This window comes from Pseudomonas sp. AN-1, assembly GCF_034057115.1.
GTDB lineage: Bacteria > Pseudomonadota > Gammaproteobacteria > Pseudomonadales > Pseudomonadaceae > Geopseudomonas.
Genome location: NZ_CP139195.1, coordinates 3,728,846 through 3,754,664, shown reverse-complemented (window position 1 = coordinate 3,754,664; position 25,819 = coordinate 3,728,846). Strand labels below are relative to the sequence as shown.

Here is a 25,819-nt window from a genome sequence, read left to right as displayed (position 1 = left end):
GCCGCCGAACAATCAGGAAGTTCATCATGCCCGAGGCCCACGCCCCTTCGCCGCGCCACGCCACATCGGGGCTGGGGCGCCGGCTGGCAGCGCTGCTGCTCGCCGGGCTGCTCGCCTGCCTGCCGCTGGCGGCGGTCGCGGCGAGCGTCGAGCTGAGCGAGTCGGAGCGCGCCTACCTGCAGGCGCGATCGTCGATCCCGCTGTGCGTGGATCCCGACTGGTGGCCGTTCGAGCAGATCGACCCGAGCGGCCAGCATGTCGGCATGGCCGCCGACCTTATCGCCCTGGTGGTCCAGCGCAGCGGCGCATCGCTCAGGCTGCACGCCACCCGCACCTGGGAAGAAAGCCTGGCCGCCGCCCAACGCGGCGAGTGCCTGGCGCTGAGCTTCCTCAACAGCACCCCCGACCGCGACCAGTGGCTGATCTTCACCGAGCCGCTGCTGGTCGACCCCAACGTGATCATCACCCGCGAGGAGCATCCGTTCGTCTCCGACATCGGCGCCCTGAAGGGCAAGAGCATCGCCCTGCCGCGCGGCACCGCCATGGCCGAGCGCATCGCCCGCGACTTCCCCGAGCTGCGCATCGTGCCGACCGAGTCGGAACGCGAGGCGCTCAGTCTGGTGTCGGAGCGCAAGGCCGACATGACCCTGCGCTCGCTGATCGTCGCCGCCGCCACCATCAAGCACGAGGGCTGGTTCAACCTGAAGATCTCCGGGCAGATCCCCGGCTACGACAACCAGCTGCGCATGGGCGTGCTCAAGTCGGAAACCACCCTGCGCGACATCCTCGACAAGGGCATCGCCACCCTCACGCCGGGCGAGCGCCGGCAGATCGTCGACCGCCACGTGCGCCTGGACGTGGTGACCGGCGTGGTCACCGACTACAGCCTGGCCCTGTGGGTCGGCCTGGTGCTGACCGCCATCGCCGGCACCAGCCTGCTGTGGATGACCCGCCTGCGCAAGCTCAACCGCCAGCTCAAGGCACTGGCCGAAACCGACGCGCTGACCGGGCTGCCCAACCGCAACGCCCTCAATCCGTCATTTTCCCTGGATATCCTGCGTGCCCAGCGCTACGACCGGCCGCTGTCGGTGATCCTGCTGGACATCGACCACTTCAAGCTGGTCAACGACGACTTCGGCCATCTCACCGGCGACAAGGTGCTCGAGGCGTTCGCCCGCCTGCTCGGCGACGGCCTGCGCGAGGTCGACACCGTATGCCGCTGGGGCGGCGAGGAGTTCCTGATCATCTGCCACGAGACCGATCTCGAGCAGGCCGCCCTGCTGGCCGGGCGTCTTCTGCAACGGGTGCGCTCGCACGTCTTCCCCTGTCCGCGGCGGCTCACCGCAAGCGCAGGGGTGGCCACGGTGCTGCGCGGCGACACGGTGGCGCGCCTGATGCAGCGCGCCGACGAGTCGCTGTACGATGCCAAGCACCACGGTCGCGACCGCGTGGGAATCAAGCCGCTCGAGTGCACCTGCGCCGACTGAGCGCCCACGCAGCGGCCTCCACCAGGGGAAGTCGAGCCGACGTGAAGACCTTCGACCATCTGGCCGTGATCGGCCTGCGCGAGTGGATCGCCCTGCCCGAGCTGGGCCTGGCCGGCCTGCGCGCCAAGATCGACACCGGCGCTGCCACCTCCACCCTGCATGCCAGCGACATCGAGCCCTTCGAGCGCGACGGCCAGCCCTGGGTGCGCTTCACCGCCCACCTCGGCAGCCTGGTGCAGCGCCGGCACCGCCAGCGCGAGGCGCCGCTGGTGGACATGAAGACCATCCGCAGTTCCACCGGCCATACCCAGACCCGCTACGTGATTCGCACCAACTTGGTGCTCGGCGACCGCCATTGGCCTGTAGAATTCACCCTGGCCTGCCGCAAGACCATGCGCTACCGCGTGCTGCTCGGCGCCAAGGCCCTGATCGCCGGCCAACTGGTGGTCAATCCCGCGCTCACTTATGTCCAGGGCAAGCCGCAACTGCCGCTGCCCGCCAGTCTCTCTCTTTCAGGTGTCCGATGAAGATCGCCGTGCTGTCGCGCAACCCGCGCCTGTATTCCACCCGCCGCCTGGTCGAGGCCGGCCAGCAGCGCGGGCACGAGATGGTGGTGATCGACACCCTGCGCGCCTACATGAACATCGCCAGCCACAAGCCGCAGATCCACTACCGCGGCCAGGCGCTGGAGGGCTTCGACGCGGTGATCCCGCGCATCGGCGCCTCGGTGACCTTCTACGGCTGCGCGGTGCTGCGCCAGTTCGAGATGATGGGCGTGTTCCCGCTCAACGAATCGGTGGCGATCAGCCGCTCGCGGGACAAGCTGCGCTCGCTGCAGCTGCTGTCGCGCAAGGGCATCGGCTTGCCGGTGACCGGCTTCGCCCACTCCCCCGACGACATTCCCGACCTGATCCAGATGGTCAACGGCGCACCGCTGGTGATCAAGGTGCTGGAAGGCACCCAGGGCATCGGCGTGGTGCTGTGCGAGACGGAAAAGGCCGCCGAGTCGGTGATCGAGGCGTTCATGGGCCTCAAGCAGAACATCATGGTCCAGGAGTACATCAAGGAAGCCGGCGGCGCCGACATCCGCTGCTTCGTGGTCGGCAACAAGGTGATCGCGGCGATGAAGCGCCAGGCCAAGCCCGGCGAGTTCCGCTCCAACCTGCACCGCGGCGGCACCGCCAGCCTGATCAAGATCACCCCCGAGGAGCGCATGACCGCGATCCGCGCCGCCAAGGTCATGGGCCTGGGCGTGGCCGGGGTCGACATCCTGCGCTCCAACCACGGTCCGCTGGTGATGGAGGTCAACTCCTCGCCGGGCCTGGAAGGCATCGAGACCACCACCGGCCAGGACGTGGCGGCGATGATCATCCAGCACATCGAGGAGCACGCCCGGCCGAACCAGACGCGCACCAAGGGCCGGGGATAGGCCCGTCACGCCATACCCGGACGACGATTGGCCACTATCGCGGCCACCACCGTCCAGACCGGTATCTATCCGCCAAGGCCGCCATCCTTCGCAGCAGCGGAGCATGGCAGTGCTTGCCGAGCAGGTACATCAGGCTGAACGGCAGCATCAGCGTGAAGGCAAGGCTGCTGTCGAACAGCACCTCGACAAACTGCCCGGGCTCGTCCCGCAGCGGCCAACCGGCGACAGCCCAGACCCAGAGGATGAAGGCGCCGCCATACAGCACGCTGACGAACAGGTAGGCCAGCACCAGCACGGGCAGCAGGGCCAACATCGATTCGGTGATGCGATTGCGGTAGAGGAAATTGATCACCGCCGGCACCAGAGAAACGCTCAGCAGCGCGGCGAAGCCGGGATGGCTGAGGTGACGGCCATGCAGGAAGGCAACGCCCGCCGCCAGACTGGCGAGCACGGTGACCACCAGCAGCTCCCGGCTGGCGTGGCGCCAGGCAACCGCCCACGCCAGGGCCAGCGTGAACGCCGCCGCGCCAAGGAAGGGTGGCCAGGCGAAGACGGCCAAGCGCGGCATGCTGACCTGCAGGAGGATCAGACTGATCACCACCAGCGGCAGGGCCAGCCAGAGCAGGGCGAGCTTGAGGAGCAACGCCAGCGTTGCCTTGATGAGCCGGGTGCGGTCCATGCTTGATACGTCCGTGTATGCGCGCAGCGACGGCTGAATTGTGGCGCAACGGCAGATGTCCTGCCAACGCTGCCGCGTCCGCCAAACAGGCGACCGCTTAGGCCGGGACGCCTTCAGGCCGCATCCCGCGGCAACAGCAACCCGATCGGCAGGCACACCCGCGCCTCCACCCCGCCGCCGGCGCGGTTGCGCAGCTCGACGCTGCCGCCGTGCTGGGCGGCGATGCGCTTGACGATGGCCAGGCCCAGGCCAGTGCCCTTGCTGCTGCGCGCGCGGTCGCCGCGGATGAACGGGTTGAAGATGCTGTCCAGTTCGGCCGGATCGATGCCCGGACCGCGGTCCAGCACGCTGAGCACCACGTAGGGCGCCGCCGCGCTGCCGGACAGGCTGGAGGACACCTCGACGCCGCTGCCGCCGTGGCGCAGGGCGTTCTCCATCAGATTGGCCAGCAGGCGCTTGACCGACACCCGGCGCAGCGGCATGGCCGGCAGCGGCTCCAGGCACAGGCGCACCTGCTCCTGGTTCTGGTTGAGCGGCGCGGCCACCTCGCGGACCAGCTCGTTGAGATCGAGCTCCTCCAGCGGCTCGTCGCGGCCGTCGCGGATGAAGGCGAGGAACTGGTCGAGGATGGCGTCCATGTCCTCGATGTCGCGGACCATGTCCTCGGTCAGCTCGTTGTCGGCCGGCAGCAGTTCCAGCGACAGGCGCAGGCGGGTCAGCGGCGTGCGCAGGTCGTGCGACACCCCGGCGAGCATCAGCTCGCGCTCGCGGGCGGCCTGCTCGACGTCCTCGGACATCTGATTGAAGGCGCGGTACAGCTCGGTCATCTCGCTCGGCGTGTCCCCCACCGGCAGGCGCACGCTGCGGCCGCGGCCGATCTGGCGGGCGGCGAACACCAGGCGCTTGAGCGGCAGGCTGAGCTGGCGCACCAGCAGCCAGGCCGCCGCGGTGGACAGCAGGCCGATGGCGAGGAACCAGCCGAGCACGCTCCAGATGCGCTGGATCTTCAGCGGATAGGGATACAGCGGCACCTCGACCCAGTCCGGGCCGAGCCTGGGCGCCAGCACCCACAGGCGCGGCGAACGGGCCGCGCGCATGCGCAGCTCGGCGTCGGCGCCGAGCTCCTGGCGCATCTGCTCCTGCAGCACCTCGGTGTACGGCCAGTGGTACTCGCCGGCCGGCACCTCGTCGGCCCCGAGCTGGCGCAGCCCGGCGGCGGCGGCGATCGCCTCGCGCGAGGCAGGATCGGCCGCCCAGTAGGCGCGAATGGTCAACGCCGTGCCGTGGCTGTACTGGCGGTCGACCAGCATGTCCTCGTTCATCAGCAGGTAGACCAGCGTCAGCGCCTTGGAGAACAGCACGACGATCAGCACCAGCCAGAGGATGCGGGCGAACACGCTCTGCGGGAACCAGACCGGGGTTCTCACTTGCGCGCGCTGCCGTCCGGCACGAACACGTAGCCGACGCCCCACACCGTCTGGATGTAGCGCGGCTTGGAGGGATCGGGCTCGATCAGCCGGCGCAGGCGCGAGATCTGCACGTCGATGGAGCGCTCCAGGGCATCCCACTCGCGGCCGCGCGCCAAGCTCATCAGCTTGTCGCGGGTCAGCGGCTCGCGAGCATGCTGGACCAGCGCCTTGAGCACGGCGAACTCGCCGGTGGTCAGCATGTGCACCTCGCCGCCGCGCTTGAGCTCGCGGGTGCCGAGGTTCAGCTCGTAGTCGCCGAAGCTCACCGTCTCCTCCTCGACGCCCGGCGCGCCGGGCACCAGCGGCGCCTGGCGGCGCAGCACGGCGCGGATGCGCGCCAGCAGCTCGCGGGGATTGAACGGCTTGGCCAGGTAGTCGTCGGCGCCCTGCTCCAGGCCCTGGATGCGGCTGGCCTCGTCGCCCCTGGCGGTGAGCATGATGATCGGGATGCGGTTGTCCTGCGCGCGCAGGCGGTGGCAGGCGGACAGGCCGTCCTCGCCCGGCAGCATCAGGTCGAGCACCACCAGGTTGAACAGCTCGCGGGCCAGCAGGCGGTCCATCTGCTCGACGTTCTCCACCGTCTTGACCCGGTAGCCCTGCTCGTCGAGGAAGCGCTCGAGCAGGCGGCGCAGGCGCACGTCGTCGTCGACGATGAGGATCTTTTCGCCTTCCGGCTGGCTGCTGGCGGTGCTGTTCATCGGGGGTCCTCGCAAATGTCCGGGGATTATGACGCAGCGGCCGCCCCCGGCCGGACGGCCTTTGTTAGCAGATTTTACGCGAACGGGCGCCCGGCCATCCGCCCCCTCGGGGTCACTTGAACTCGCTGTAGGGCTCCAGCAACTCGCCGCCCAGCGTCAGCGCCCCCTGCCAGGGCTCGAACAGGTAGCGCAGCTGCAGCTGCGCGTAGCTCGGCGCGTAGTCCTCGCTCTGCTGCCAGGTGAAGCCGGCGCCGAGCGCCCAGTGATCGCCCAGGCGCCGCTCGAGCAGCCCGCCCAGACGGTAGCCGACGGCGCTGCCGCTGCTGCCGCGCTGCAACGCCGCGGCGCCCGCGGCCGGCACGCCGAGCGGGTAGACCGGGCTGTCGTCGCTGCGCGACTGCGACCAGCCCAGCGAGCCCTCCAGCGCCAGCGACCAGTCGGCGCTGCGCCAGGCGTAGCTGACCGGCAGGCCGAGGGAGGAGTAGCGCTGCGGGCTGTAGTAGCCGCCCTGGCCGAGGCTGTAGCCGCCGAGGTCCCGCTCGTAGCGCCAGTGCATGGCGTTCAGGCCGACACGCAGGCGCTCGTCGGCGCGCTCGATCAGCCGGTAGTAGTAGCCCGCCATCAGGCGCAGGCGCCGGTTGTCCGCGACATTCTCGCCGCGCAGGCGGTGCAGGCCCAGGTCGGCCCACACGCCATGGTCGCCGCCACGATCATGGCTCAGGCCGAGGCTGACGCCGCTGGCGGTGACCCCGCCCCAGCGGATGCCGGTCACGGGATCGACGGCGCCGGCGTAGGACAGCAGCGAGTTGGACAGCGGCCGGCGCGAGGCGGTCAGCGTCCAGCCGATGCCCGCCAGATCGCCGGAATGGCTCAGCCCGCCCAGCCAGTTGCCGATCTCGAAGCCGTCGGGCGAGCGGCCGAGATCGAAGGCCCAGCGCTCGTCGCGCCAGCCCAGCGCCAACGCGGTGCCGCTCGCCTGCTGGCGGTCGAGCGGGCAGCCGCCCGCCGCGCCAGCCAGGGCGCAGCTGCCGAAGTTCTCGACATGCCCGCCGCCGTCCTCGCTCTCGAAACGCCCGGCGTCCATCGCCACCCGCTCGACGCGCAGGAACGCGCGGCCGCCGGCCAGCGGCTGCGCGTAGTGCAGCATGCTGGTGTCGATGCGCAGATCGGACAGGCCCGGGGTGACGTCGTCGTTGCGCCAGGCATGGTCGTGCTGCAGGCGCAGGCTCGGGTTGTGCTGCTGGTACAGCGCCGCGGTCTCGCCGCGCAGGCTGCGCGCCAGCCAGTCGTCCTCGTCGCTCGGGCGACTGGCGCGGGTCAGCGCGCGGTCGTCGCGCGGCGCCACCGCTCCGGCGTCCAGCTCGCCGAGCGCGTGCAGGCCGCGGGCATACAGGTCGAGGGCGTCCTGCGGCGCGTTCGCCGCCTGCAGGCGGGCCGTATCGCGCAGCAGCTGCGCGTCCTCCGCGCCGCCCTCGGCCAGCAGCCGCTCGAGCTGCGCGCGCGCGCGCACCGCGTCGCCCAGCGCCAGCCAGGCGGCGGCGACCCGCCGGCGGGCCTGGCGCTGCTCGGCGGGGAAGTCCGGCAGCGCCGCCAGGGCGGCGCGCGCCGGTCCGGCCTGGCCGAGGGCCAGCCAGCTCTCGATCTGGCCGAGGCGGGCCTGCGGCCACTCCGGCGCGCCGGCGTCGATGCGCCCCAGATAGCCCAGCGCCCGCGGATGGTCGCCGTGCTCGCCGGCCCAGGCCGCCAGGCGCAGCAGATCCTCGGCAGGCAGCGTGGCCTGCCCTTCGAGCAGGGCGACCGCCTGCGCCTCGCGGCCGGCGGCGCGCAGCTTCTCGGCGCGCGCCAGCAGGCGGCGGCGCTCCAGGCGCACGGCCAGCGCGCGCATGTCGTCGTTCCAGGCGGCGGCGGGCAAGGCCCGCAGGCTGGCCAGGGCGGCGCCGTCGCGCTCGCTGGCGGACAGGTGCAGGGCATGGGCGTAGCGCACCTGCGGATCGGCTCCGCGGCGGCCGAGCAGGTCGGCGAAGGCGGCGTCGGCGGCCTCCGTGCGGCCCTGCTCGCGCAGGCGCTCGGCCAGCCGGTAGGCCAGCCAGGGATCCTCCGGCGCCAGGCGCCGCGCGCTGGCCAGCAGGGTCACGGCCGCCGCCGCATCGCCGCGCTGCGCGGCAGCCTCGGCCTGCTGCTGCAGGCGCGCCACGCGCAGTTCGCGCAGCGGCTCGGCGAAGGCCGGCTGCTGCGCCGCAGGCAGGCCCTCGAGATAGGCCAGCGCGCGCTCCGGCGACTGCAGGCGATACAGCTTGAGCAGCCCCCAGTGCACGGCGCGGCTGTCCGGCGCCAGGCGCTCGGCATGGTGCAGCTGGCGCTCGGCTTCGGCCAGGTCGCCCGCCTCCTCGGCCAGCGCGGCCAGGCCGAGCGCGCCCTCCGGACGCTCCGGGCGCAGCCGCTGCGCCTGCCGGTAGAGCTGGCCGGCCCGCTCCCCGGCGGCGGCCTCGGCCTGCTCGAGCAGCGCCCAGTAGCGGGTGGCCTCATGCAGGTCGCGCCACTTGCCGATCCGCCGCGGATCCTGCTCGCGGCGCTGCGCCGCGGCGAAGGCGGCCAGCGCCTCGCCGTGGCGGCTCTGGCGCAGCAGCGCCAGGCCCAGCGCGCCGTGCAGCCCGGCGTCCGCGGGCCGGCCGCGCAGGGCACGGCGCAGGGCGGCCTCGGCGCCCGCCACATCGCCCTGCTCCAGCAACTGCTCGCCGAGCTGGCCGGCCTGCCAGGCCGGGTCGGCGACCTGCCGGCGCTGCACCGCGAGAGTCTGCTGCGCCTCGGCCTGCAGCGGCGAGTCCGGGTAGCGGCGCACGAACTCCTGCCAGGCGGCGACGCTGGCGTGGCCCAGCGGCAGCTCGGCGAGGTACTGGAACTCGCGCTGCGCCGCCGCCTGGCTGGCCTGCGGCTCCGCGGCCAGCTGGTGCAGCAGGCGCCGCGCCTCGTCGCCGCGGCCCTCGTCGAACAGCAGGTCGGCGAGGGTCTGGCGCAGGCCGACGTGCTCGGGATAGTGGCGCGCCAGTGCATCCAGCGCGGCGATCGCCTGCGCCCGCTGGCCGTCCTGACGGCTGCGCAGGCGCCAGTATTCGAGGCCCAGCTCGAGGGTCGGCGGCGCTCCGCCGAGCAGACGGTCGTAGGCCGCGCGCGCCTCGTCTACCCGGCCGCTGGCCGCCAACAGACGGGCTCCCTGCAGCGCCTGCTGGCCCTGGGCCAGCGACAGCTTGAGCAGGATCTGCGTCTGCAGGGCGAGCGGCGAGTCCGGCGCCTGGCGGTACAGGCGATTGAGATGGCGCCCGGCCGCGCGCGGCTCGCCGCGGCGCAGCGCCAGGCGCGCCGCGGCGGCCTGGGCCTCGGGGCTGTCCGGTTCCAGCAGCTGCAGGCGCTCGAGGGCGCCGCTGACCAGATCGTCGCGCTCCAGCGCCTCGCCGAGGCGCACCTGGCCGAGCAGCCAGGCGCGCTGCTGCTCGACCGGCAGGGCCTGCGCCGCCACCGCTCCCGGCAGCAGCGCGCCGCACAACAGCAGAGCCGTCAATCCGCGCATCGCTGCTCCCAGGCCGGCAGCAGCCGGCCGTCGGCGGCGAAGCGGAAGCGGCCGGCATCCCAGCCGCCGCCGAACAGGCCGAGCACCTGATCGTAGTAGGCCTGCGCCGCCGCCGGCTGCTGCGCCAGCCGCGCACGCTGGCTGGCGTGCGCGGCCGGATCGAGGCTGGCCAGCAGCGGCAGCAGGGCGGCGCTGAAACCCGCACCGCCCTGCCCCTCGGCGCGGCCGTCGCCGGCGTCGATGCGCTCCGGCGGCGCGCCGCGCGCGGCGGTCAGCGCCGCCATGGGCGCGAAATGGCGCTGCAGCTCGGCGCGTCCGGGAGCGTCGGCGGCCAGCATGCCGACCCACAGGTAGACGCGGATGGCGTCGTAGTCGCCCTCGCGGCCGTGCTCGGGGTCGGCCGCCCAGCCCTGTGCGCGCCGCCACAGCAGCCAGTCCGGCGCCAGCCCGCGCGGGGAACCCTCGCGCAGCAGGCGGCGGGCGTTGCCGGCCAGCTCGGCCCACACCGGGGCGATGGCGGCGAAGCGCTCGAGCAGCTGCGGCGGCAGGTAGCTGGGATTGAGCCGCCAGCCGGCCTCCGCGACGAAGCCCTGGTCGCCCGGCAGCAGCATCAGGCCGAGCCCCGGCAGCGGCTGCAGGGTCTGCGCGGCGCTGCGCCAGAGCAGGTCCTGGCCCAGGTGGGCGTAGTCCGGCCGCTGCCACAGGCGCCCGGCCTCCAGCAGGCTGTAGGCCAGCCAGAGGTCGGCGTCGCTGGCGTTGTTGGCGTCGAGCACCCGCCACTGGCCGTCGTCCGCCCGGCCCCACAGCCAGGCCGGCAGGTGCCGGCGCAGGTCGCCGCCGGCCAGGTTGTTCTCGGTCCAGCGCAGCAGGCGGGCGAAGCCGTCGCGGTCGTCGGCCACCAGGGCGAAGAACAGCGCGTAGGCCTGGCCCTCCGAGGTGCTGATGCGCCGCGGCGAGGACGGGTCGATCACCCGGCCGTCGGCGCTGACCAGCGCCGCGCGGAAGGCGTCCCAGGCCGGCCAGGCGCAATCGCCGGCGGCCGCCGGCAGGCTCAGCGCGGCGAGCAGCAGGGCACGGAACAGAAGCCGCATGCTCAGGCCTCCCCGCGCCGGCGGCGGGCCACGCCGCGCAGCAGGTACCAGACCAGGAAGGCGCCGAGCACCACGCTGAGCGCGCTCAGCGCCGCCACCAGCAGCGGATGCTCGGAGAGGTGGAACCACAGCAGCAGCCACCAGGGCAGTTCGCCGACGTAGTAGGGCTCGCCGACGAACTGGCTGTGCACCCCGCTGCTGCGGATCAGCGCCAGCGAGCCGGCCATCCCCTCGCGCGCGCCGGGGTCGGCCAGGGTGTCGCGCAGCAGGGCGTAGTCCTCGGCCCCGCTGGCGAGCAGGGCGACGATGCTGCGCTGGGCATGGAACGGCGACTGCAGGCCGGCCACCGCGGCGATCGGCGCGCTGGCGGCGATCTGTACCGTCGCCTGCGGCGTCACCGTGCCCAGCACCTGCCGGCCGGTGGGCTGCGCGCGCACCGGCTGGCCGGCCAGCAGGCGGTCGTAGGGCGCCGCCAGACGCACGCCGAAGTCGGCGCGCTCGCGCAGCTCCGCCGGCCAGTCGCCGAGCAGCAGCAGGTCGGCGTCGGCCGCGCGGGCCGCCTGCCAGTCGTCGCTCAGGCGCACGCCGAGGGCCGGATAGCCGATCTGCGCGCCCAGCCCGCCGAGCGTCTCGAGCAGGGTCGCCACCTGCGCCTCGCTGGCCTGGCGGGGCACCAGCACCAGGGTCTCGGAAAGGTCGGCCATGCGGCTGAACGGGAAGCCGCTGCGGGCGAAGGCGCGCAGGTCGGGCATCGCCAGATAGTGGTGGTAGCCGGACAGGTCGATGGTCGACGCCTCGTCGATGCTGCCGTGCACCGCCACCGGCAGCATGGTCTGGCAGCGGTCGCGCTGGGCGCTGCCCTGCACGCTGGCGAAGTTGAAGGCGTAGCTCAGGCGGTTGCGGTCGCCGACCTTGAGCGCGGGCACCAGCAGCTTCTCGCGCAGGCCCTCGGCCTCGCCGGTCACCGCCAGGCGCATCTCCTCGACGCCGCTGCGCTGCTCGCGGCCGGGCAGCGCGAGGCTGGCGATGAACTGGTCGTTGAGGTGGACGTCCAGCCGCGACTCGTCGCTGTTGCCCGGCACGCTGTAGCGGAACTGGGTGCGCAGCGGGATGCCCTGGTTGCGCCAGACGAACAGGTCCGGCGGCAGGTGGATGTCGAGGTTGATCGGCGCCGGCTGCAGGCCGCTGACCTGCAGCTGCTGCGGGTAGTCGAGCAGCTCGGCGAGGCGCACCGGACGGTCGGTGGGCGCCCACTTCGGCGCGTCGTAGGGGCGGCGCGGCGTCGGCGGCGGCAGCTCGCCGACCGTCACGCGGGTGCCGCGCAGCAGCGGGCTGCCCAGCGCCAGCGCCTCGACCGCGCGCTGCAGGTCGGCCTCGTCGCGCCCGCGCACCAGCAGCAGGGTGCCGTAGGGGCTGTCGGGGTGGTCGATCAGCTCCAGCACCGGGCCCTCGACCGCCGGGAAGCGCTCGGGGTCGGCCATGAACGCCGGCCGCCGGGTGTTGGTGGCGAACACCAGGGTCGGCTGCGGCGGCCGTTTCCCGGCGACCGCCGGCAGGCGGTCGAACAGCACCGGGAAACGCACGCCGCGCCAGTCGGCGAGGCGGCCGAAGTGCGAGGCGAGCACCGCCGCGGCGCGCTGCTCGCCGACCGTCGGCGCGCCGGCGAACACCACCGGCAGCTCCAGCGGGCCGCTGTCGCGGGGATCGAAGAACGGCGCCGGGAAGTGCGCCAGATCGTTGGGCAGGCTCAGCGCCTGCTCGTCGAGGTGGATCGCGCTGTCGCGGCTGAGGCTCAGCCACAGCGCGCTGTTGGCCGGGTCCTCGCAGATCTCCGCGTAGTGGCCGACGAACTCCAGGCGCAGGCGGTTGAAGTCGCCGAGCAGGCGCGGGTCGAGCGGCAGCTCGCGGCGCACCTGCTGGCCGGGCTGGTCGTGGTCGATGGCCAGCACGCCCATCAGGCGGTCGTTGAGGTAGACGCGCAGGTGCGACAGGGTCGGCAGCAGGGCCGGCGACGGGGTGTACTCCAGGCTCAGCCGCGCGGCGGTGACCAGGCGGTCGCGGCGCAGGCCGAACTCGATCTGCTCGCTGTTGCGGATGCCCAGCAGCAGCACGTCGGCGCTGCGCCCCAGCTCGGCGAAGCGCCGGCTGTCCTGCCAGGCCGGCACCGGCGGCTCGACCGGTTCGGCCAGCGCGAGCGCCGCCGGCGCCTCCAGCGGGGCGGCGGGCAGCGCGCCGGTATCCGCCGCGGCGACGGCCAGCGCGGCCCGGGTCGAGGCGAACAGGATCAGGGCAGCCAGCCAGGGCTTGAACGACAGGGTCATACGGACAGGGCTCGCACGGAAGGTTGGGAAAGGGGGCGCGGCGGATGCGGCAGGAAGCTGGCGCACCAGCGCAGCAGGCGCAGCAGGCCGCCGAGCAGGGTGCGCAGGCCGGGCGGAGCGTGTTCGAGCAGGCGCACGTAGCCGTTCAGGCCCAGCGCCAGCACGTCGAGGAAGCTGCGCAGCGGGCGCTCCTCGAGGTAGCCCTCGTTCCAGCCCAGCCAGGCGTTGGCGCGGGCGAAGGTGCACTGCACCAGGTCGATCTGCTGCTGCAGGGACAGCTCCTCGAAGCGCACGCCGACGTGGCGACCGAGGCAGTGGCTGAGCCGCCCGGCGAAGGCGAACTCGCGCGCGCCGCGGCGCAGCAGCAGGCGCACCGGCGTCTGCGCGTCGAGGCCCAGCTCCAGGGGCAGCTCGATGCCGGCGCCGCCGCTGGAGTAGTCGACCAGCACGCCGCCGTAGACCCGGCCGTCGGGCAGGCGCAGGGCCGCCGGCAGGCGTGCCGGCACCCGGTGGTTCTGGCGCAGCTGGCGCGCCTCGGCCGCCACCGCCACTGCGCCGCCGATGATCAGCAGGTTGTAGAGCACCCACAGGACGCTGACCAGCACCGTGCCGACCTCCTCGGCCGGGCCGTGGTGCAGGCGCCAGACGGCGAAGCCGAGACCGAGCAGGTTGAGGCCGGCGAGCACCAGGTAGGGCCGGGCGATGCGCCAGTCGAACTGGTTCTCCGGCATCAGGCCGCCCTTGGCGGTGACGTTGAACTTGCCCTTCTTCGGCGCGAACAGCGCCACCGTGGTCGGCCAGGCGATGTACCAGGCCAGCACCGTCTCGTAGACCTCGCCCCAGAAGCTGTGCCGCCAGGCGCCCTGCATGCGCGAGTTGGCCAGGCTGGCGTGGACCATGTGCGGCAGCACCTGCAGCAGGATCATCGCCGCCGGCGCGTAGATGATGTAGGCGTGCAGCAGCAGGAAGGCCAGCGGCGCGGTGAGGAACACCAGCCGCGGCAGCCCGGCGAGGAAGTGCAGCATGGCGTTGGCGTAGCAGATGCGCTGGAAGAAGCTCAGGCCGCGGCCCAGCAGCGGATTGTCGGTGCGGAAGATCTGCGCCATGCCGCGCGCCCAGCGGATGCGCTGGCCGATGTGCGCCGACAGGCTCTCGGTGGCCAGGCCGGCAGCCTGGGGGATGCGCAGGTAGGCCGAGTTCCAGCCGCGGCGGTGCAGGCGCAGGGCGGTGTGGGCATCCTCGGTGACGGTCTCCACCGCCACCCCGCCGACCTCCTCCAGCGCGCTGCGCCGCAGCACAGCGCAGGAGCCGCAGAAGAAGGCCGCGTTCCACAGGTCGTTGCCGTCCTGCACCAGGCCGTAGAACAGCTCGCCCTCGTTGGGCCGGCGGCGGAAGATACCGAGGTTGCGCTCGAACGGATCGGGGGAGAAGAAGTGGTGCGGGGTCTGCACCAGCGCCAGCCGCGGATCGCGCAGGAACCAGCCGACGGTGAGCTGCAGGAAGGAGCGCACCGGCACGTGGTCGCAGTCGAAGATCGCCACCAGCTCGGCGTCGGTGCAGGTCAGCGCGTGGTTGAGGTTGCCGGCCTTGGCGTGGCGGTTGTCCGGGCGAACGATGTAGCCGGCGCCGACCTCGGCGGCGAAGCGGCGGAAGCTGTCGCGGCGGCCGTCGTCGAGGATGTGCACGCGCAGCTTGTCCGCCGGCCAGTCGAGGCCGAGGGCGGCGAGCACGGTGTTGCGCACCACCGCCAGATCCTCGTTGTAGGTGGGGATCATCAGGTCCACCGTCGGCCAGCGGGCGAGATCGTCCGGCAGCGGCGCCGGCTCGCGGTTGAGCGGCCAGCTGGTCTGCAGGTAGCCGAGCATCAGGATCAGCCAGGCGTAGGTTTCCGCCAGCAGCAGGATCAGGCCGCAGGTCAGGTCGATGCCGTCGTTCCAGTTGAGGGTCGCGGTGTAGCGCCACCACAGGTAGCGACAGGAGGCGAGCACTGACAGCAGCACCAGTAGCAGCAGGGCGAAGCGCCCCGGCAGCCGGCGCACCAGCATGGCCAGGCCCCACAGCAGCAGGACGAACGCCACCTGGGCGGCGTAGTCGAAAGGCGCGGTGATGCACAGCAGGGCCAGCACGCCGGCGACCAGGCCGACCAGCCCGAGCAGGGTGCGCCGCTGCCAGCTGGCGGCGCGCAGCAGGCCGGCCTCGGCGCGCTGCCAGGGCGCCGTGCGCGGGCGTGGCAGGCGCGCGCTCAGCCGCGTCCAGCCACGCTCGGCCAGCGCGCGCATGGCCGCGCGTCGTCCCTGCAGCCAGCCGCGCAGGCGGACGAGCCGGCGCGGACGGGCGTCCGCGCCGCGCCAGAGCAGCAGCCAGAGGCTCTGCGTCAGGTAGCGCAGCGGATCGCCGATGCGCGGCGGACGCTCGGCCAGATGCGGATACCAGTGATCGTGGCGGCTCAGCAGCGCCTGCCAGGCCGGACTCTCCAGACGCAGCAGCAGCCAGCCGAGCAGCTGCAGCAGGCTGAGCAGCAGCGCCGTCGGTCGGCTGGCGCCGCGCGCGCGGCGCAGCCGGCGGTAGGGCCACAGCCGCGTACGCCAGGTCTGTGCGGCCGGCACGGCACGCCTCATCCACCCACCTCGCGGTGCAACGCTGGCCGCGCCGCGCGCGCAGCCAGACACCAGGTGGCCAGGCTCAGCACATCCTGGGCGGCCAGGCTGTGCGGCGCATGCAGGCCCACCGGCAGCTTGTGCGCCAGCGCCTCGGCCAGCGCCTCGTCGGCGTGCACGCACTGCGGCACCAGGCGCGGGCCGAGGGTCTGCTGCCAGAGCAGCAGCAGGTCGCGCTGCAGCGGGCGGGTCGGATCGAAGCGGTTGACCAGCAGCCATTCGTCGGCGGCGCGCGGCGTCTGCAGCAGCGCATGGCAGGCGGCGTCGGCCTCCAGCACGCGCAGGGTCAGGTCGCGGCGGCCGGTGCGGGCATGGCCGGGCAGGCGCTGCGGCAGGTCGAACAGCAGCCAGTCGAAACGCGCCGCCAGCCCATGCCGGCGCTTCGCCCAGAAGTCCGGCGTGCCGCGCAGGAAGCGCTCCATGCGCTCCTGCTCGTCGGCCGACAGGCGGCCGTAGGGCAACAGGCAGAAGCCCTCCTGCAGCTGCCACAGGGCGCCGCTCCAGCCCTGCTGATCGAGCAGCGCACGTGCCCAGCCGCTGCCGTCGGCGAACGGCAGGCTGACATGCAGGCGCAGCAGGTTCTCCGGGCACAGGTCGACCAGCAGCACCCGCTGGCCGAGACGGTGCAGGGCCTGGCCGAGCGCCGCCACCAGGCTGCTGACGCCGCAGCCGCCGCGCAGGCCGACCAGGCCCAGCGTGGTCATGGCGTCTGCTCCGCGCCGCCCCGGGCGGGCGCGGCCAGCTCCGCCAGCAGCGGCCAGCGCTGCAGCACCTGCTCCAGCTCGCGCCGGGCCGCCAGGTCACGGTAGCCGAGCCGCGCCAGGCCGAGGCTGCGGCGCAGCGCGGCGATGTCGTTGTCGGCGAACGCCGTGGTGCCGTCGGGTGGGGTCATGTTCAGCGTTCCTCCTGCGGATAGGGCAACCACTGGCCACGCTCCTGCAGGCGCACGTAGGGCCTCCCGCCGTATTCGAGCAGCACGCTGTCGGAGTTCTCCGCGACCTTCGCCGTCTGCGGCAGGTCGCGCGCCAGCGCCGCGCGGTCGAAGCCGCGACCATCCGCCGGCGGCCCGCCGTGCAGGCGCACCAGCAGCTCGGCCAGCGCCAGGTAGCTGCTCGGCGCGCTCACCCGCTGCCGGCCCGTGGCGCTGTCCAGCGGCAGGCCGACCAGCTTGACGCCCACCGGGATGTGGGTGATCGACGGCGAGGGGATCTCGCGCATGCCGGCGATTTGCATGCGGTCGCCGTGCAGCGCGGCGCCGTGCTCGGGGATCAGCACCACCACGGTCGGCCGGCCGCTGCGCTCCAGCTCGCCGATGAAGGCATCGAAGTCGTCGAGCAGGTGCTGCGCCCGCGGCCCGTAGCCGGCGCTGCGCGTGCGGCCGTCGGCGAGGACCTCGCGGTTGCCGTCGTGCAGGGTGATGGTCTGGTAGAGCAGGGAAACCCGCTCGGCCGGCTTGTCGCCGCGCAGACGCCACCAGGCCTCGAGCTGGTCGCGGTCGCGGTTGATCGGCGAGGCGTCGAAGCCGACCCAGGTGCGCGGCAGGCTTTCGGCCGGGAACAGCGGCTCGGGCAACCGGCCGGCCGCGCGGATCGACTGCAGGTAGTTGTCGAAGCGGCCGTTGTGGTTGAGCGCCAGGTCGACGCGATAGCCCAGGCGGGCCAGGCTGTCGAACAGCTGGCACTGCTCCGGCGCCGGCTGGTACAGCGCCGAGTGCGAGGTCTGGCCGCAACTGGCGCGTTGCAGGCGCAGGGCCGCCGGCCCGCTATAGGCGGTGGCCGAGTTGAAGTTGTCGAACAGGATGTCCATGCGCTCGAGGAACGGATGACGCTCCAGGCCGACCGCACGCAGGTCGCTCCAGCCCAGCGAGCAGACGTTGAGCAGCAGCAGGTCGAAGGGCGCGCCCTTGGCGGCAGCGCCCAGGTCGACCCGGCGCTCGCTCTCGCTGCGGTAGAAGTCCTGCAGGTAGTTGTCGAGGGTGGCGTTGTCCGGCGGGCCGCTGGCCACCACCGGTGCGCTCGCCGGCGCGGCGGGTGCGCCGGCGACGGCCGGCAGCGGGGGCGCCGGCGGCGACCACAGCGGCGCCAGCGACTGCGCGCCCAGCCACAGCAGTCCGGCCAGGCTGACGGTGGTCAGGCGCAGCCAGGGCGCCAGCAACCCGTAGGCCAGCAGGGCCAGCAGGACGCCGGCCAGCGACCGCCAGTCGAGGAAGCGCCCGCCCAGCTCGAACAGGTAGGCCGGCGAGAAGTCCAGCAGCGCCTGCAGGCGCTCCAGCACCCGGCCGACCGGCGGCAGCCAGGAGTCGTGGTAGAGCAGCGCCAGCCCTGCCGGCAGCGCCAGCGAGGTGCGCAGCAGCGCCGCCCAGCGCGGCAGCGGCAGCAGCAGTACGGCGGCCAGCAGCAGGTTGGGCAGTACCTGGAAGTTGAGCATGCCCTGCCAGAGCAGGGCGAACTTGCCGAGGAAATACAGGTTCCATGCCCCCAGCCCCGGCCAGCGCAGTGCCGCTGTGGTCACGCCGCCGCTCATCGGCGCCCCTCCCCTGCCGGCCGCCGCCGACGCGGCGGATAGGCGCGCAGATGGCGCGACGGCAGGAAGCGCAACAGCCGGCCGGCGAGACGGCGCAGCAGGGCGAACGCCAGCAACGCCAGCGGCACGCTCAGCAGGGCGGTGACGCCCAGCAGCTGCCAGAGCTGCTCCGTCCTCATGCCACCGACTCCAGGGCCGGCCGGCCGATGCGCACCGGCGTCAGCCGTGCGGCCGGCGCCGGCGCGCGCTCCGCCGCGAGCAGCGCCGGCAGGAGCTCGGCGTCGTCTGCGCCCGGCGCCATCTCGTCGACACCGGCGAGCAGGCGCCGGGCGGCGAACAGCTCGCGCCACGGCAGGCGGAACAGGTTGCCAAGGGCACGCTCGAGGGCGTCCAGCCGGCAGCCGAAGAGGAACAGCCACAGGTCCCCGCCGCTGGCACAGGCCAGGTCGCCGGCACGGCGCAGACGGCACTGGCCGAGCACCTGGGTCAGGTTCAGGCCTTCGGCCACCCGCAGGTGCAGCAGCAGGTGGCTGACCTCGCCGTGCCGCTCGGCGGCGAGGATGCCGCCGACCAGGGCCTCGAACTCGCGGCGCGGCAGCAGGCCGCGCTGCGCCGGCGGGCGCAGGCGCGCCAAGATCGCCGGCAGATCCTCCGGCAGGGTGCGCGTCCAGCGGTGGCCGTGCAGGCTGTCCAGCAGGGTGAGGAAGCGCGACAGGCTGGTGCCGCACGGCACGATCAGGCTGGCACCGCAGGCCAGCAGCAGTTGCTCGTCCAGATAGCGCAGGCAGGGCGCCATCTCGCGCACCACCAGGCGCAGTTCCCGGCCGCGGCGCCGCCGCAGGTGGTGGAGGTGCTCGGCCAGTGCCCCGACGCGGGCATTGTCGTCGAGGCTGAAGATCACGCAGGCGGCCGTGGAGCCCTCGGCGGCCGCCAGCAGCGCCGCATCGTCGTCGAACAGCCGCCAGTGCGCGGACAGCGGCGGCGCGCCTTCGAGCACCGCCCGGCGGGCCAGGTGACGGTACTGGTCACTGGCCGCCGCCGGCACACCGGCAGCATCCGCCGTCGGCCGGGCGACGAAGCCGTCCGGCCGGCGCACGAGCGGCATCTCGCCGGCGCCCTGGACGCCGAGCGCGTTGCGCCAGTAGTGCAGCTGGTAATGCGGAGCGCCGCGACTGTGCAGCAGCTGCGCCAGCCCGGCCAGCGGCTCGCTGCAGCCCTGCAGCCGCTCGCACAGCGTCGGCGCGCCGGCGTGGCTGAGCACCAGCAGGGTGCAGCCGTGCTCGGCCAGCCAGGCATGCTGGGCGGTGCACCAGGCTTCCAGGCGGCCGGCGTCGAAGGAATCCCAGATGCTCGCCGGCGCCAGCAGCAGGATCGCCATGCCGCGCGGTGCCCGCAGGCGGCGCAGCTCGCGGCCGAGCACGCGCAGGACGCCGGCGGCGTCCTCCTCGGCGAAGGCATAGGGCCACAGCGTGCCGGGGCCGCGGTCGGCGGCCAGCCCGTCGAGCACGCCGTCCGGCGAGTCGCCGCAGACCACCAGGATCGCCTGTGCCTCGTCGGCCATCCCGGCCAGAACCTGGCGGGCGAGCAGCACGGAATCCTCCGCCCGCTCCCCCGCCAGCCAGTAAAGCGCTCCCTGCCGCATCTGCATCCATTCGTCCCGCAGACCCGGAACAGCCAGGGACATCGCGCCCACTGCCGTACCCCCCTCACGAAACTCCCTGCACCGACTCCGGCGGTGCGCCCTCGCCTGCTCGCGACGGGCACCGCCAAGTCCGCCAAACCAGCGCAACTCGATGAAAATGTGAAACGGCGCATCTCGCGCACGAACGACCGTCGTGCGCTGCGCATGACTGCAAGGCCTGCGCCGCCTGCCTAACGCTCGGCAGACGCCACTTTATTGACGATTTTTATGCGAAAAGCATCACGCTAACACCGGCATTAAATCGCAATTTGTTTACTCGATCCAGACGATGTCGAAAAAATGACGACCAGTCCCTTGCAATGCTGCCGACACCCTCACCCGCACAGGGACCGCCATCGGCGGCGCCCCCTGCGCGGCCGCGCGCCATGGTTATAATCCAGCCCTTTGCGGCCGCCCGTCGGCCACCTTCTCCCGCAGTCGCAGGAAGTCATATGGACAGCATCAACGCCCGCATCGCCGAGGAACTCGGCGTCCGCCCGCAGCAGGTCGCCGCCGCCGTGGCGCTGCTCGACGAAGGCTCGACCGTGCCCTTCATCGCCCGCTACCGCAAGGAGGTGACCGGCAGCCTCGACGACACCCAGCTGCGCACCCTGGAAGAGCGTCTGCGCTACCTGCGCGAGCTGGAGGAGCGGCGCACGGCGATCCTCTCCAGCATCGAGGAACAGGGCAAGCTGACGCCCGAACTGGCCCGCGAGATCCGCCTGGCCGACACCAAGACCCGCCTGGAAGACCTCTACCTGCCCTACAAGCAGAAGCGCCGCACCAAGGGCCAGATCGCCCTGGAGGCCGGCCTCGGTCCGCTTGCCGACGCGCTGTTCGGCAATCCGGAACTGACTCCCGAGGCGGAAGCCGCGCGCTTCGTCGACGCCGAGAAAGGCTTCGCCGACGTCAAGGCGGTGCTCGACGGCGCCAAGTACATCCTCATGGAGCGCTTCGCCGAGGACGCCAGCCTGCTCGACAAGCTGCGCTCCTTCCTCAAGGACAACGCCACCCTGAGCGCGCGCCTGGTCGCCGGCAAGGAGCAGGAAGGCGCCAAGTTCAGCGACTACTTCGAGCACGACGAGCCGCTCAAGGGCGTGCCGTCGCACCGCGCGCTGGCGATCTTCCGCGGCCGCAACGAGGGCGTGCTGAGCGCCAGCCTCAAGGTCGGCGAAGAGCTGTCGGGCGTCGCTACGTCCGGCACCCTGCACCCGTGCGAAGTGATGATCGCCGAGCGCTTCGGACTCGAGCAGCGTGGCCGCGCCGCCGACCGCTGGCTGGCCGAGGTGGTGCGCTGGACCTGGAAGGTCAAGCTGTACACCCACCTGGAGAGCGACCTGCTCGGCGAGCTGCGCGAGGCCGCGGAGACCGAGGCGATCAACGTGTTCGCCCGCAACCTGCACGACCTGCTGCTGGCCGCCCCGGCCGGCCCGCGCGCCACCCTCGGTCTCGACCCGGGCCTGCGCACCGGCTGCAAGGTCGCCGTGGTCGACGCCACCGGCAAGCTGCTCGACACCGCCACCGTCTACCCGCACGCGCCGAAGAACGACTGGAACGGCACCCTCGCCGTGCTCGCCCGCCTGTGCGCCAAGCACCAGGTCGAGCTGATCGCCATCGGCAACGGCACCGCCAGCCGCGAGACCGACAAGCTGGCCGCCGACCTGATCAAGCAACTGCCCGCACTCAGGCTGACCAAGATCATGGTTTCCGAGGCCGGCGCCTCGGTGTACTCGGCCTCCGAACTGGCCGCGCGCGAATTCCCCGAGCTGGACGTGTCGCTGCGCGGCGCGGTGTCCATCGCCCGCCGCCTGCAGGACCCGCTGGCCGAACTGGTGAAGATCGAGCCCAAGGCCATCGGCGTCGGCCAGTACCAGCACGACGTCTCCCAGCTCAAGCTGGCCCGCTCGCTGGATGCGGTGGTCGAGGACTGCGTGAACGCCGTCGGCGTCGACGTCAACACCGCCTCCGCCGCCCTGCTGGCGCGCATCTCCGGCCTCAACGCCACCCTGGCCGGCAACATCGTGCAGTTCCGCGACGCCAACGGCGCCTTCAAGAGCCGCAGCGACCTGAAGAAGGTACCGCGCCTGGGCGACAAGACCTTCGAGCTGGCCGCCGGCTTCCTGCGCGTGATGAACGGCGACAATCCGCTGGACGCCTCGGCGGTGCACCCGGAGACCTACCCGCTGGTCAGGCGCATCGCCGAGGCCACCGGCCGCGACATCCGCTCGCTGATCGGCGACTCGGCGTTCCTCAAGCGCCTCGACCCGGCCAAGTTCACCGACGAGAGCTTCGGCCTGCCCACGGTCACCGACATCCTCAAGGAACTGGACAAGCCCGGCCGCGACCCGCGTCCGGAGTTCAGGACCGCCGAGTTCCAGGAAGGCGTCGAGAGCCTCAAGGACCTGGTGCCGGGCATGGTGCTGGAAGGCGTGGTGACCAACGTCACCAACTTCGGCGCCTTCGTCGACATCGGCGTGCACCAGGACGGTCTGGTGCACATCAGCGCGCTGTCGGAGAAGTTCATCAAGGATCCGTATGAAGTGGTGAAGGCCGGCGACATCGTCAAGGTCAAGGTCATGGAGGTGGACATCCCGCGCAACCGCGTCGGCCTGTCCATGCGCATGTCCGACACCCCCGGCGAGAAGGTCGAGGGCGCACGCGGCGGCAACCGCGGCAACGCACCGCGCAGCGAGCGTCACTCCAAGCAGGACAAGCCGGCGCCGAGCAACCCCGGCATGGCCGCGCTGTTCGCCAACGCCAAGCAGATCAAGAAGCGCTGAGATGACCGACGTCCGCGAAGTGACCACCAGCGCCTTCAGCCACCTGCTCGGCTGCGAGCCCGTGCGCATCGACGGCGGCGAGGCCGAGGTGCGCCTGCCGCTGAAGTCCGAGCTGCGCAACCGCGCCGGCAAGCTGCACGGCGGGGCGATCTTCAGCCTGGTCGACATCGCCATGGGCCTGGCCTGCTCCAGCGCCCACGGCTTCGAGCGCAAGAGCGTCACGGTCGAGTGCAAGATCAACTACATGCGCGCCATCGACGACGGCGAGGTGCTGTGCAGCGCGAAGGTGATCCACCATGGCAGCCGCACCCTGGTGGTGGACGCCGAGGTGCGCCAGGGCGAGGCGCTGGTCGCCCGCGCCCAGGGCACCTTCATGCTGGTCTAGGCTGCTCCCGTAGGGGCGGGAAACGGCCGCAGGCCTTTCCCGCCGCCTGCGCAGTAGCGGTGGAAAATCGCTGCGCGAGTTTCCACCCTACGGGCTGCGCCGGCAGCGCGACACGCTCCTGCCCCCTTGAGACCACCGCCTGTCGCCCCCATAGTGCGGCATATTTGCCAACAGGAATCCGACTTTTGAGCGACCTACTTTCCCGCCGCCTGGCCCTGCTCGCGAGCGCCGAGCAGCTCGACCTGCTGCGCCACTGCCGGCACGGCCTGGAGAAGGAGAGCCTGCGCGTCGACCCCGCCGGCCGCCTGGCACTGACCCCGCACCCCACCGCGCTGGGCGCGGCGCTGACCCACGAGCAGATCACCACCGACTACTCCGAGGCGCTGCTGGAGTTCATCACCGCCGCCTGGGAAGACCCGGCGCGCACCCTCGACGAGCTGGACGCCATCCACCGCTTCGCCTACGCGCGGATGGGCGCGGAGCAGCTGTGGACCCACTCGATGCCCTGCCACCTGCCGGACGAGGCGAGCATCCCCATCGCCGAATACGGCGCGAGCCACATCGGTCGCCTCAAGCACGTCTACCGCAAGGGCCTGGCGGTGCGCTACGGCAAGGCCATGCAGTGCATCGCCGGCATCCACTACAACTTCTCGCTGCCCGAGGCGCTGTGGCCGCTGCTGCAGGAGGCGGAGGGCGACACCAGCACGGCGCAGGACGGGCAGTCAGCACGCTACATCGCGCTGATCCGCAACTTCCGCCGCTACAGCTGGCTGCTGATGTACCTGTTCGGCGCCTCGCCGGCAGTCGACGCCGGCTTCCTCGCGGGCCGCGAGCACGGCCTGGAGACGCTCGGCGAGGGCACCCTGTACCTGCCCTGGGCCACCAGCCTGCGCATGAGCGACCTCGGCTACCAGAACAACGCCCAGGCCAGCCTGCGCCCCTGCTACAACGACCTCGACAGCTATCTGGCCAGCCTGCGCCAGGCGGTATCGACGCCCTATCCGCCCTACGAGGCCATCGGCCTGCACGACCAGGACGGCGAATGGCTGCAGCTCAACACCAACGTGCTGCAGATCGAGAACGAGTACTACTCGAGCATCCGCCCCAAGCGCGTGGTCAACCGCGGCGAGCGGCCGATCCAGGCGCTCGCCGCGCGCGGCGTGCAGTACGTCGAGGTGCGCTGCCTGGACATCGACCCCTTCCTGCCGCTGGGCATCGACCTGCCCACCGCGCGCTTCCTCGACGCCTTCCTGCTGTTCTGCGCGCTGGAGGACAGCCCGCTGCTGTCCGGCGACGAGTGCCGCGCCTGCACCGGCAACTTCGCCCTGACCGTCAAGCAGGGCCGCAAGCCCGGCCTGCAGCTCAGCCGCCGCGGCCAGGAGATCGCCCTCAAGGACTGGGGCCTCGAACTGCTGGAGCGCATCGCCGCCTGCGCCGAGCTGCTCGACGCCGCCCATGGCGACGACCTGCACCGCCAGGCACTGGCCAGCCAGCGCGCCAAGCTGGAGGACGCCCGCCTGACCCCGTCGGCGCGGGTGCTGCAGAGCCTGCGCGAGGACCGGCTGAGCTTCCACGCCTTCGCCCTGCGCCAGTCCGAGCGCCACGCCGCCTGGTTCCGCGGCCGGCCGCTGGACGCCGCGCAACTGGCCGCCTTCGAACAGTCCGCCAGCGCCTCGCTGGCCGCCCAGGCCGAACTGGAAGCCGGGCAGCAGGGCAGCTTCGAAGAGTTCGTCGAGCGTTACATGGCGGCGATCGAGCCGACCCGCTAGCTAGCCCCCGTCGCCCCGCCGTCCGGCGGGGCCACTCCCCTGCCCTCCCCCCGCTCCGCCGGCAATCCGCCGCCGGAAGCACACGCCTGTCCGCCTGTCCGGCACGCCCGTCGAGCGCGTGGCGGCGGCAATCTGCCGCCGCCACCACAAGAACGCCTGTTTTTCGTCGCAACGCATGCGCAAAAAAGAAATATCCAGCATATCGCCAAAATAATGGCGATATGCTATCATTTACATATAACTAAAAACATGCGTGTCGCTGTCGCCTTGCCCCTTGCGATCCGCACGAGGATATTCACGGATAGAAAATGCCCCGCAGCCAGAGCAACCCCCTCGACGCGCCCCGCGCCTCCGTCAGCATCGCCACGACCGACAACCTCACCGACTTCTACCTGCTCGCCCAGGTGATCGAATCCGGCGGCTTCTCCGCCGCCGCCAAGCGGACCGGGATCAGTAAGTCGCGCCTGAGCCGACGCATCATCGAACTCGAGCGGCGCCTGGGCAGCCAGCTGCTGCTGCGCAGCACCCGCACGCTCACCGTGACCCCGGCCGGCGAAGAAGTCTTCCAGCACATCCAGGACATGCTCCGCGCCGCCCGGGCCGCCGAAAGCAGCATCCAGCAGTTCCTCGAGGAGCCCTGCGGGCTGGTGCGCATCTGCACCCCCCCTCTAGTGGAGGAGCTGCTGGCCGAGCCGCTCGCCCGCTTCGCCATGCTCCACCCCCGGGTACGCATCGCCCTCAGCCCGGGCGACGGCGTGCGGGAGCTGCTCAGCCAGCGCGTCGACCTGGCCTTCAACCTCGGCGCAGTGCCCGGCGACAGCCTCGAGCTGGTGCTGCACCCCCTCGCCCAGTTGCGTCTGGTCTGCGTGGCCAGCCCCGCCCTGCTGGAGGAACTTGGCCAGCCGCAGAGCCCCGAACAGGTCGACCAGAGCCGTTTCCTCAGCCTCGGCCTGCCCCATGCGCCGGAAGCCTGGCAGTTGCGCGACGCCACGGAAGCCGGCGGCAATCCGAGCTACGTGTCGCACAGCCTGACGGCGCTGCGCAGCGCCGCCCGGGCCGGCCTCGGCCTCGCCCAGCTGCCGCTGTACGCCTGCCTCGACGATCTGCACGAGGGCCGGCTGCAGCTCGCCCTGGAGCACTTCGAGCCCGCCCCCTGCCCGATCCAGGCCATGACGCCGCCCGCCCGGATGGTGCCCCAGGCGGTGCGCGCGCTGATCCAGTTCCTGCGCGAACAGCTGCCCCACTGCCAGGCGCGCGGCATCCTCGCGCCGCAGCCGGCCTGAGG

At 72.3% G+C, this 25,819-nt stretch carries 19 protein-coding genes; 7 read left to right on the top strand and 12 right to left on the bottom strand.

What is annotated here, in order from left to right; all coding sequences use genetic code 11:
- Positions 1 to 26 precede the first annotated feature (26 nt).
- The 3 genes from SK095_RS17705 (at position 27) to rimK (ending at position 2,916) form a co-directional block, all read left to right on the top strand.
- The gene (locus SK095_RS17705; RefSeq protein WP_320547013.1) at positions 27 to 1,487 is read left to right on the top strand and encodes a diguanylate cyclase; all 1,461 of its coding nucleotides are present in this window, start codon (positions 27 to 29) and stop codon (positions 1,485 to 1,487) included.
- Between the two features lie 74 nt (positions 1,488 to 1,561).
- Positions 1,562 to 2,014 (top strand): ATP-dependent zinc protease, encoded by a 453-nt coding sequence (locus tag SK095_RS17700; protein WP_256659191.1) that lies wholly within the window; start codon positions 1,562 to 1,564, stop codon positions 2,012 to 2,014.
- The gene (rimK, locus tag SK095_RS17695; protein ID WP_201486412.1) at positions 2,011 to 2,916 is read left to right on the top strand and encodes a 30S ribosomal protein S6--L-glutamate ligase; all 906 of its coding nucleotides are present in this window, start codon (positions 2,011 to 2,013) and stop codon (positions 2,914 to 2,916) included. The genes SK095_RS17700 and rimK overlap by 4 nt, the downstream gene beginning before the upstream one ends.
- Positions 2,917 to 2,950: 34 nt before the next feature.
- On the opposite strand, the gene SK095_RS17690 is transcribed toward rimK, so the two are convergent.
- From SK095_RS17690 to bcsE, 12 genes are all read right to left on the bottom strand, one after another.
- Positions 2,951 to 3,595: a hypothetical protein gene (locus SK095_RS17690; protein WP_320547012.1), complete on the bottom strand. Its 645-nt coding sequence runs from the start codon at positions 3,593 to 3,595 to the stop codon at positions 2,951 to 2,953.
- Between the two features lie 113 nt (positions 3,596 to 3,708).
- A complete protein-coding gene (locus SK095_RS17685; protein WP_201486411.1) occupies positions 3,709 to 5,022 on the bottom strand; it encodes an ATP-binding protein in 1,314 nt (437 codons plus the stop codon).
- Positions 5,019 to 5,762: a two-component system response regulator OmpR gene (ompR, locus tag SK095_RS17680; RefSeq protein ID WP_136491367.1), complete on the bottom strand. Its 744-nt coding sequence runs from the start codon at positions 5,760 to 5,762 to the stop codon at positions 5,019 to 5,021. Before ompR ends, SK095_RS17685 begins: the two co-directional genes overlap by 4 nt.
- A gap of 112 nt (positions 5,763 to 5,874) precedes the next feature.
- Positions 5,875 to 9,327 (bottom strand): cellulose synthase complex outer membrane protein BcsC, encoded by a 3,453-nt coding sequence (gene bcsC / locus SK095_RS17675; RefSeq protein WP_320547011.1) that lies wholly within the window; start codon positions 9,325 to 9,327, stop codon positions 5,875 to 5,877.
- Positions 9,315 to 10,418, bottom strand: a complete 1,104-nt coding sequence (gene bcsZ / locus SK095_RS17670; protein ID WP_320547010.1) for a cellulose synthase complex periplasmic endoglucanase BcsZ — start codon at positions 10,416 to 10,418, stop codon at positions 9,315 to 9,317. The genes bcsC and bcsZ overlap by 13 nt, the downstream gene beginning before the upstream one ends.
- Positions 10,419 to 10,420: 2 nt before the next feature.
- Positions 10,421 to 12,739 (bottom strand): cellulose biosynthesis cyclic di-GMP-binding regulatory protein BcsB, encoded by a 2,319-nt coding sequence (bcsB, locus tag SK095_RS17665; protein WP_320547009.1) that lies wholly within the window; start codon positions 12,737 to 12,739, stop codon positions 10,421 to 10,423.
- Complete coding sequence (gene bcsA / locus SK095_RS17660) at positions 12,736 to 15,357, bottom strand: UDP-forming cellulose synthase catalytic subunit (RefSeq protein WP_320547008.1); 2,622 nt, start codon at positions 15,355 to 15,357, stop codon at positions 12,736 to 12,738. The genes bcsB and bcsA overlap by 4 nt, the downstream gene beginning before the upstream one ends.
- A complete protein-coding gene (gene bcsQ, locus SK095_RS17655; protein ID WP_320547007.1) occupies positions 15,354 to 16,100 on the bottom strand; it encodes a cellulose biosynthesis protein BcsQ in 747 nt (248 codons plus the stop codon). Before bcsQ ends, bcsA begins: the two co-directional genes overlap by 4 nt.
- Entirely contained in the window at positions 16,097 to 16,288 is a 192-nt protein-coding gene (gene bcsR / locus SK095_RS17650; protein WP_320547006.1) for a cellulose biosynthesis protein BcsR, read from the bottom strand. Before bcsR ends, bcsQ begins: the two co-directional genes overlap by 4 nt.
- A gap of 2 nt (positions 16,289 to 16,290) precedes the next feature.
- Positions 16,291 to 17,919, bottom strand: a complete 1,629-nt coding sequence (gene bcsG, locus SK095_RS17645) for a cellulose biosynthesis protein BcsG (RefSeq protein ID WP_414153857.1) — start codon at positions 17,917 to 17,919, stop codon at positions 16,291 to 16,293.
- The gene (locus SK095_RS17640; protein WP_320547004.1) at positions 17,916 to 18,098 is read right to left on the bottom strand and encodes a hypothetical protein; all 183 of its coding nucleotides are present in this window, start codon (positions 18,096 to 18,098) and stop codon (positions 17,916 to 17,918) included. Before SK095_RS17640 ends, bcsG begins: the two co-directional genes overlap by 4 nt.
- Complete coding sequence (gene bcsE, locus SK095_RS17635; protein WP_320547003.1) at positions 18,095 to 19,603, bottom strand: cellulose biosynthesis protein BcsE; 1,509 nt, start codon at positions 19,601 to 19,603, stop codon at positions 18,095 to 18,097. Before bcsE ends, SK095_RS17640 begins: the two co-directional genes overlap by 4 nt.
- Positions 19,604 to 20,052: 449 nt before the next feature.
- Between bcsE and SK095_RS17630 the strand changes: the two genes are divergently transcribed.
- The 4 genes from SK095_RS17630 to SK095_RS17615 all read left to right on the top strand — a co-directional run bounded on the left by SK095_RS17630 (position 20,053) and on the right by SK095_RS17615 (position 25,817).
- Positions 20,053 to 22,380, top strand: coding sequence for a Tex family protein (locus tag SK095_RS17630; RefSeq protein ID WP_320547002.1), 2,328 nt, complete (start codon positions 20,053 to 20,055; stop codon positions 22,378 to 22,380).
- Between the two features lies 1 nt (position 22,381).
- Positions 22,382 to 22,765 (top strand): PaaI family thioesterase, encoded by a 384-nt coding sequence (locus SK095_RS17625; protein WP_136489803.1) that lies wholly within the window; start codon positions 22,382 to 22,384, stop codon positions 22,763 to 22,765.
- Between the two features lie 185 nt (positions 22,766 to 22,950).
- Complete coding sequence (gene gshA / locus SK095_RS17620; RefSeq protein ID WP_320547001.1) at positions 22,951 to 24,534, top strand: glutamate--cysteine ligase; 1,584 nt, start codon at positions 22,951 to 22,953, stop codon at positions 24,532 to 24,534.
- A gap of 308 nt (positions 24,535 to 24,842) precedes the next feature.
- The gene (locus SK095_RS17615) at positions 24,843 to 25,817 is read left to right on the top strand and encodes a LysR substrate-binding domain-containing protein (RefSeq protein WP_320547000.1); all 975 of its coding nucleotides are present in this window, start codon (positions 24,843 to 24,845) and stop codon (positions 25,815 to 25,817) included.
- Positions 25,818 to 25,819: the final 2 nt, after the last annotated feature.

Coding starts and splice junctions, on each gene's coding strand:
- SK095_RS17705 (WP_320547013.1), top strand. CDS start 27: ATGCCCGAGGCCCACGCCCCTTCGCCGCGCCACGCCACATCGGGGCTG.
- rimK (WP_201486412.1), top strand. CDS start 2,011: ATGAAGATCGCCGTGCTGTCGCGCAACCCGCGCCTGTATTCCACCCGC.
- SK095_RS17690 (WP_320547012.1), bottom strand. CDS start 3,595: ATGGACCGCACCCGGCTCATCAAGGCAACGCTGGCGTTGCTCCTCAAG.
- ompR (WP_136491367.1), bottom strand. CDS start 5,762: ATGAACAGCACCGCCAGCAGCCAGCCGGAAGGCGAAAAGATCCTCATC.
- bcsC (WP_320547011.1), bottom strand. CDS start 9,327: ATGCGCGGATTGACGGCTCTGCTGTTGTGCGGCGCGCTGCTGCCGGGA.
- bcsZ (WP_320547010.1), bottom strand. CDS start 10,418: ATGCGGCTTCTGTTCCGTGCCCTGCTGCTCGCCGCGCTGAGCCTGCCG.
- bcsB (WP_320547009.1), bottom strand. CDS start 12,739: ATGACCCTGTCGTTCAAGCCCTGGCTGGCTGCCCTGATCCTGTTCGCC.
- bcsA (WP_320547008.1), bottom strand. CDS start 15,357: ATGAGGCGTGCCGTGCCGGCCGCACAGACCTGGCGTACGCGGCTGTGG.
- bcsQ (WP_320547007.1), bottom strand. CDS start 16,100: ATGACCACGCTGGGCCTGGTCGGCCTGCGCGGCGGCTGCGGCGTCAGC.
- bcsR (WP_320547006.1), bottom strand. CDS start 16,288: ATGACCCCACCCGACGGCACCACGGCGTTCGCCGACAACGACATCGCC.
- bcsG (WP_414153857.1), bottom strand. CDS start 17,919: ATGAGCGGCGGCGTGACCACAGCGGCACTGCGCTGGCCGGGGCTGGGG.
- SK095_RS17640 (WP_320547004.1), bottom strand. CDS start 18,098: ATGAGGACGGAGCAGCTCTGGCAGCTGCTGGGCGTCACCGCCCTGCTG.
- bcsE (WP_320547003.1), bottom strand. CDS start 19,603: ATGTCCCTGGCTGTTCCGGGTCTGCGGGACGAATGGATGCAGATGCGG.
- SK095_RS17630 (WP_320547002.1), top strand. CDS start 20,053: ATGGACAGCATCAACGCCCGCATCGCCGAGGAACTCGGCGTCCGCCCG.
- SK095_RS17625 (WP_136489803.1), top strand. CDS start 22,382: ATGACCGACGTCCGCGAAGTGACCACCAGCGCCTTCAGCCACCTGCTC.
- SK095_RS17615 (WP_320547000.1), top strand. CDS start 24,843: ATGCCCCGCAGCCAGAGCAACCCCCTCGACGCGCCCCGCGCCTCCGTC.